5 protein-coding genes and 1 pseudogene are annotated in these 6,933 nt (G+C 47.2%); 4 read left to right on the top strand and 2 right to left on the bottom strand.

What is annotated here, in order from left to right; all coding sequences use genetic code 11:
• Positions 1 to 560, top strand: a pseudogene (locus O9H85_RS32420) (IS4 family transposase); the annotation flags it as partial.
• 20 nt (positions 561 to 580) lie between these two features.
• On the opposite strand, the gene O9H85_RS32415 reads toward O9H85_RS32420, so the two are convergent.
• Positions 581 to 922 (bottom strand): ArsR/SmtB family transcription factor, encoded by a 342-nt coding sequence (locus tag O9H85_RS32415; protein WP_269885511.1) that lies wholly within the window; start codon positions 920 to 922, stop codon positions 581 to 583.
• A 181-nt stretch (positions 923 to 1,103) separates the two neighbouring features.
• Between O9H85_RS32415 and selB the strand changes: the two genes are divergently transcribed.
• Positions 1,104 to 3,020, top strand: a complete 1,917-nt coding sequence (gene selB, locus O9H85_RS32410; protein WP_269885510.1) for a selenocysteine-specific translation elongation factor — start codon at positions 1,104 to 1,106, stop codon at positions 3,018 to 3,020.
• 115 nt (positions 3,021 to 3,135) lie between these two features.
• On the opposite strand, the gene O9H85_RS32405 is transcribed toward selB, so the two are convergent.
• Entirely contained in the window at positions 3,136 to 4,254 is a 1,119-nt protein-coding gene (locus O9H85_RS32405) for a cysteine desulfurase family protein (RefSeq protein ID WP_269885509.1), read from the bottom strand.
• Positions 4,255 to 4,379: 125 nt separating this feature from the next.
• Between O9H85_RS32405 and selD the strand changes: the two genes are divergently transcribed.
• Together selD and selA are read left to right on the top strand one after the other, a co-directional pair.
• A complete protein-coding gene (gene selD / locus O9H85_RS32400; protein WP_269885508.1) occupies positions 4,380 to 5,432 on the top strand; it encodes a selenide, water dikinase SelD in 1,053 nt (350 codons plus the stop codon).
• 69 nt (positions 5,433 to 5,501) lie between these two features.
• Positions 5,502 to 6,920, top strand: coding sequence for an L-seryl-tRNA(Sec) selenium transferase (gene selA, locus O9H85_RS32395; protein ID WP_269885507.1), 1,419 nt, complete (start codon positions 5,502 to 5,504; stop codon positions 6,918 to 6,920).
• Positions 6,921 to 6,933 lie beyond the last annotated feature (13 nt).

Genomic DNA, 6,933 nt, shown 5'->3' with positions numbered 1-6,933 from the left:
TAGCGGCTTCACGAGTTGAAGGGAAGAACGCTAACATCCTTCGCTCGATCCGAACAGAATTGGCTCCAGGTATCCCTGTCCTCGTGGTGTTTATCCGGCATCGCACGAAGAAGAATGAATGGCTGGCCATTCTCTCAACTGACCTGACCTTAACGATCGAGGAAGTCATCCAGATATACTCCATGCGTTGGGATATAGAGGTTTTCTTTAAGTGCGCAAAATCCTTGTTGCGCTTGCAAAAAGAGTTTCAAGGGCTCTCGTATGACTTACTCGTTAGTCATACGACGATTGTATTTTCTAGATACATTCTGCTTGCGTGGCAGCATCGGCAAAGCACGGATCATCGCACACTTGGTGGTTTGTTTTATTTGTTATGCGATGAGGTTAGCACCTTAGATTGGGTGGTAGCTTTGCAACAACTCATCGAATTGATCAACGAGGTAGCAACAAAGGCAAGCAAAAAGATCTCAAAATTGATTAAAAGTCAACTCCAACAATGGATCGCAGGTTTGCCCAGCTTTCTCAAGGCTTACCTGCCTATTTCAAGCTGCGAAGTTTGAGATAATAATACCCCTTCATATTATATTCTTGTACAGGAATTGATTTGTTCAGCGTTATCCGCGACCACTTGGCGAGCCAGTTCGATGATGGTTCGAATACGTTCATCTGTAATTTGGTAATAAACGAATTTTCCTTCTTGGCGGGATGAGACATAACCGCACCATTTAAGGCATGCCAACTGATTGGAAATCTGGGATTGTTTCATCCCTAATTCTTCAACCAACTGACTGACGTTTTTCTCCGATTCCATCAAAGAGAGGGCGATCTTAAAACGAGTAGGATTAGAAAGGCCGTGAAAAAACTTAGATATCAACTCGCCTTGCAATTCGTTAAGTTGTGTAAGCATGAATTCTTTAGCCATATTAAAACCTCCTTGCCAATTATATTATAATATTTTAATATATAAATCAAACCGTTTTTTCTTTAAAATCCTGTGTAACGCATACTTGGTTGGAAATAATGAGAGGTATGTTTTTACTAAGGATGAAACCAGGTTCGCAAGTCGCTAAAATTAGAGTATCAGCATAGAAGGTGATGATGGAATGCCCTCTCATTTTTATACCATCGGAATGGCCGGTCATATTGACCATGGCAAAACAACGTTAACAAAAGCGCTGACGAATGTAGATACCGATCGTTTAAAAGAAGAAAAGGAACGTCAAATTTCGATTGAGCTTGGGTATGCACCGTTTCCGCTGGATGAGTACGAAACGTCGATCGTAGACGTACCTGGACACGAAAAGTTTATTCGCCAAATGATTGCCGGCGTTGCAGGTATTGATCTGGTCATTTTGGTCATTGCCGCAGATGAAGGTGTGATGCCTCAAACCAGAGAACATATCGAGATCTTATCTTTTTTAGGGATTCAGCATGGAATTATTGCCGTGACAAAAGCGGATCGAGTGGAGCCGGATTTCGTTGAATTAATTGAAGAGGATATCCAGTCTGCCATAAAGAATACCATTTTTGAACAGGCGGACATCGTATTTGTAGACAGTGTAACAGGAACAGGCCTACCTGCGCTAAGAGCCGCAATCAAACAAGAGTTAAGCAAGATCCCCGAACGAAATGCAAAAGGGTCTTTTCGTCTTCCGATCGATCAGGTGTTTACCGTCCAAGGACATGGTACTGTTGTCCGCGGTACCATCTATGAAGGAACCGTCCAAACGGGCGACATATTGACGGTTCTCCCTTACAAAACGTCGGTAAAAGCCAGAGAGGTTCAGGTCCATAATCAACAGAAAAATATAGCCATCGCCGGCCAACGGGTAGCGATTAACCTAAGCGGTCTGTCCAAAGAAGAAATCAAGCGCGGAGATGTGCTCGTTGCATCATCAGGCAGTTTCCAGCCCACTGATACGATTGATATCTCGCTTACAACAGCTCAAGATTTGCGGCTTCCCTTAAAACAACGGGCGCCGATCAAATTTCACTCGGGTACAGCCGAGGTCATGGGGAAAATCATTTTTTTCGACCGCAATGAGGTAAATAAGAGCGAGGAGGTTCTCTGTCAGATTCGTCTAGACGAACCGGTTGTGGTAGGACGCGGCGATCGTTATGTGCTTCGCCGCCCCTCGCCCGTTGAAACGATCGGCGGAGGATGGGTGATCGATCCGTTCGGCGAAAAATACCGATTTGGCGTAAAGACGATTCAGAAGCTGGAACGAAAAAGAGAAGGGAGTCCGGAGGAAAGAATACTGGATGCTCTACATGCCCATCAATTGGCCACAAAAAGCGATTTGCTTCATTTCACATCCCTGCACGTTGATAGCTTGGAAGAAATGATGGTTCTCTTAATACGGGACAAGAAAGTACTGACAATGGGGGCCGATTTTTTTGTGTCCGAAGTCGTTTATGAAGAAGCCAGAAACGAAATCTTAGAACAATTACGCCGGTATCATGAAACGTTTCCTTTGCGTGCCGGAATGAACAAAGCCGAATGTATTCAAGCCTTGGATAAGAAAAAAACGAAAAAGCTAACGGAAATGGTGATCGATAAGGAATTGGAACAAGGTTTACTGGCTAAAAAGAAACAATACATTTCCCTACCTGAATTTGAGCCGCATTTTCCGAACCAATGGAAAAATCGTTTGGAAAAAGCTTTGGAACGACTAAAAGATGACGGGCTAGGAGCCCAGACATGGGATCAATATTTGATCGATGAAAAAATCCCGGAGAAACTTTACTTGGAAGTGAAGCATTACTTGCTGGATAACGGGCTGGCCTATCCGCTAGACGAGAAGCATTTGATTCATCGGGACGTTTTTGAAAGCCAATTAATGAAGTTATATAATGGAATTAACGGTCTGGCCTTTAGCGTTCAGGATGCGAAAGCAATTTTAGATGCTTCGCGGAAAAACCTAATCTTATTTTTGGAGCTGCTCGATCAATTGCAGATTACGCAAAGAACCGATGAAAAACGGAAATGGCTAAGAGAACCAGACTCTATTATCATTTAAGGGAGGATGTTCGGGATGTTCAAAGTTGCAGAAACCGGACAATTCCCGGATCATCAAGACTTGTTTGCTAAAATGGAGAGTATGTCCAAGTAAAAAGACACATCGAGGTGTCTTTTTACTTGATCCTTTCTTTTATGAGCTCGAGAGCCCGGTCTATTTCATCTTTTGTCGTATTTCTCCCCAAACTGAATCGAATGGCTCCCATGCCCGTTTGCTCGTCAACACCCATCGCTCTTAAAACAGGGGAAAGTGTTATCATGCCTGAATGACAAGCCGAGCCGGTGGAGGCGGCAATTTCCGGTATTCTTTGCATCAGATCGTTCCCGTTTTTACCGATAAAGCTGACATTCAATGTATTCGGCAAACGCTGAACAGGATGTCCGTTTAATACGATCCGATCCTTAAATATTTGTTTTAACTCGTTCCAGAAGCAGTCGCGGTAATCCAGGATTTTGGGATTGTCGATATATTGCAACGCGATCTCGCACGCTTTTCCTAAACCGACTATATTAGGAACATTTTCCGTCCCGGCACGCCGCTCGTTTTCATGACCGGCCCCATGGATAAGCGGCTCTATTGGAGTTCCTTTACGGATGTATAACGCTCCAATTCCTTTAGTGGCGTAGAGTTTGTGCCCTGCGACGGTCAAAAGGTCGATACCCAGTTCCTCCACGTTGGTTGGAATTTTGCCGACGGATTGCGCTGCATCGGTATGAAACACAATCCGGTGCTTCTTTGCGATGCGGGAGATTTCCGCAATTGGTTGAATAGTTCCCACCTCATTGTTCGCGTGCATGACAGAAATGAGCACCGTTTTGTCCGTAATCGCGTTCTCGATGTCAGCAGGGCTGACTTGACCGTAACGGTCGACACCGACATAGGTCACCTGCGCGCCGATGCCTTCCAAAAATTTGCACGGGTTTATAATGGCGGGATGTTCGATTTGCGTGGTGATGATATGGTTGCCTTGTTCCCTTAGGGCATAAAACACGCCCTTTAACGCATGATTGTTGGATTCGCTACCGCCGCTTGTAAAAATTACTTCTTCCGGGCCGCAGCCAAGAAGGCCGGCGACCAGATTTCTGGCTTGCTCCACAGCTGCTTTGGCTGGTATTCCCGCCCAGTGACTGCTGGACGGATTGCCGAAGCGAGCGGTGAAAAACGCTTTCATCGCTTCCAGTACTTCCGGATCGATCGGAGTGCTCGCATTATAGTCCAAATAGATGTGATCCATAGAATATCCTCCCTGGGTTCCTGTTTTGCGTACGATACATTCATGTGATAACATGTCTATTGTAAGCCATCTTACATACTTTTTAAAATTTATCCCCTATACTTTAGGCAGGGAGGTGGATAACCATGACACAAGGCGAAAAAATCAAATTGACGCTTTTATCCAGCAAAGGCGGCTGAGGCTGCAAAATCGGTCCAGAGGACCTGGCGCAAGTTTTGCGTCATTTACCCAAAAACGTTCCGGATCCGAACCTGCTCGTTGGTATCGATACGTCGGATGATGCAGGGGTCTATAAGATTTCCGAGGACACGGCATTGATTCAAACCGTGGATTACTTCACCCCGATCGTGGATGATCCCCGAATGTTCGGCCAAATTGCTGCGGCAAATGCGCTTAGTGATGTGTATGCGATGGGAGGCAAACCGCTCACCGTACTCAACATTGTAGGCTTTCCCGTAAACAAGCTGGATATGTCCGTTTTGGCGGATATATTGCGCGGCGCAAGCGAAAAGGTTCAGGAGTCCGGGGCCGTACTCGTTGGCGGACATTCCATCGATGATCCCGAACCAAAATTCGGCATGGCTGTGACAGGAATTATTCATCCTGACAAAGTATGGACGAACAGCGGGTCGAAACCCGGGGATGCGTTAATTTTAACCAAACCGATCGGTGTCGGCATCCAAACAACAGCGATTAAGAAGGATGCGCTGACCGACGATCAATTGGAGCATGTCATGAGCATCATGGCTACATTGAACAAGACGGCTTCCGAGGTGCTGCAGGAGTTTGACGTTCATGCGTGCACGGATGTGACGGGGTTCGGTTTATTGGGCCATGCGAAGGAGATGGCATGTGGATCAGGTTTAGGTCTGAAGATCTTCTCCAATCAAGTCCCCGTTCTGGAAGGAACGAGGAAATTGGCCGAGGCCGGCTTTGTTCCCGGTGGCTCCAAGTCGAATCACAAATGGCTGCAGGATAATGTAAAGTACGCCGAAACTGTCGATGAAACCACGCAGCTCATTCTTTGCGATGCGGTCACATCCGGCGGTTTGCTCGTGGCGTTGCCGGAAGATCAAGCCGAGAAGGCGGTACAGCGGCTGCATGAAGCAGGAGTAGAATACGCGGCTTGGATCGGCAAGGTTGTAAGTGAGCATCCCAACTGTATTTTTGTAAGTTAAAGCATGAAGAAAAAAGATTCCTGTTAGTTTCGCGGCAGGAATCTTTTTCTCATGAAAGGGGACATAAGAATGACGGAAATCAGCTCAGGCCAAAGGAGCATGCTTAGGGCAATACCGGCGATTCATCGGCTCATTCAGCAGCCGCTGGTGAAGCGGCTTGGAACGGATTTGCGTGTTCCCCATGAATTGATTGTCGATGCCGCCGGGCAGGTAGTAACTGAATGGCGCGAACAAATTCTGAATGGAACGATACAGATGACGGACGATCTGCCGTTGCTCGATCAGATAAGCCGGGATTTGCATAAAAAAATAACGGAGTGGCTCTTGCCGCGGCTGCGCAGGGTGATCAACGGAACTGGCGTTGTTTTACATACGAATCTTGGCCGGGCTCTGCTTGGTGAAACGGCGATAAACCAAGTTATGGAAGCCGCCGCCTATTATTCCAACCTGGAATATGACATAGAAGACGGCCAGCGTGGCTCCCGGCACAGCCATGTGGAGGAATTGATCTGCCGGCTTACCGGGGCCGAGGGAGCGATGGTGGTCAATAACAATGCGGCCGCAGTTTATTTGATATTACGCGGACTGGCGAAGAATAAAGAAGTTGTTGTGTCCAGGGGGCAACTGGTGGAGATCGGCGGTTCGTTCCGTGTCTCGGAAATTATGGCGGAAAGCGGAGCCAAGCTGGTTGAAGTGGGGACGAGCAATAAAACGCATCTTTATGACTACGAACGGGTTGTTCATGAAGAAACAGCTTTGCTCCTGAAGGTGCATACGAGCAATTTTCGCACGATAGGCTTTACAAGCTCTGTCTCTACCCGGGAGCTCGCCGAGCTTGGGGCAAAGCATCAAATTCCCGTCTATGAGGATTTGGGAAGCGGGGTGCTATATGATTTGCGGCCGTATGGAATCGGCGATGAGCCATTGGTGCAGGAGGTGATCGAAGCGGGAGCGGATCTTGTGTCGTTCAGCGGCGATAAACTGTTAGGCGGTCCGCAGGCGGGAATCATTGCCGGTAAGAAAAAATGGATCGACAGGCTGAAGAAACATCAACTGGCTCGTATATTAAGAGTTGATAAAATGACGCTTGCCGGGCTCGAAGCAACGCTTCGCCTGTATTTGCTTCCGGAACGGGCCAGACAAGAAATTCCTGCCCTAAGGGATATTTTGATTCCGATTCACGAAATTGAAGAGAAAGCGCAACGTTTCGTCGAGAAAGTCGGAACGGATGCCCATGTGCATCTAAACTTGATCGACGATGAATCGGCGGTAGGAGGAGGAACTTTACCGGGAATCACCTTACCTACGAAAGCGGTTGCCCTGGAGTTTCAAGGTCAAGCTGCCCATCATGTGGAGGAGAAGCTGCGTCTAGGAACGCCTCCTGTGATTGTGCGTGTGGTCAAAGATCAGGTACGGATCGACTTCCGTACGATCATGCAGGAGGAAATTGACCTTTTGGCAGAGGCCGTTCGAAAGATCTCCATATAAGCGATTCGGAGCA

The organism is Paenibacillus gyeongsangnamensis (assembly GCF_027533625.1).
Taxonomy (GTDB): domain Bacteria; phylum Bacillota; class Bacilli; order Paenibacillales; family NBRC-103111; genus Paenibacillus_G; species Paenibacillus_G gyeongsangnamensis.
Note: the sequence above shows the minus strand (reverse complement) of the source record. Positions and strands in the feature narration are given on the sequence as shown.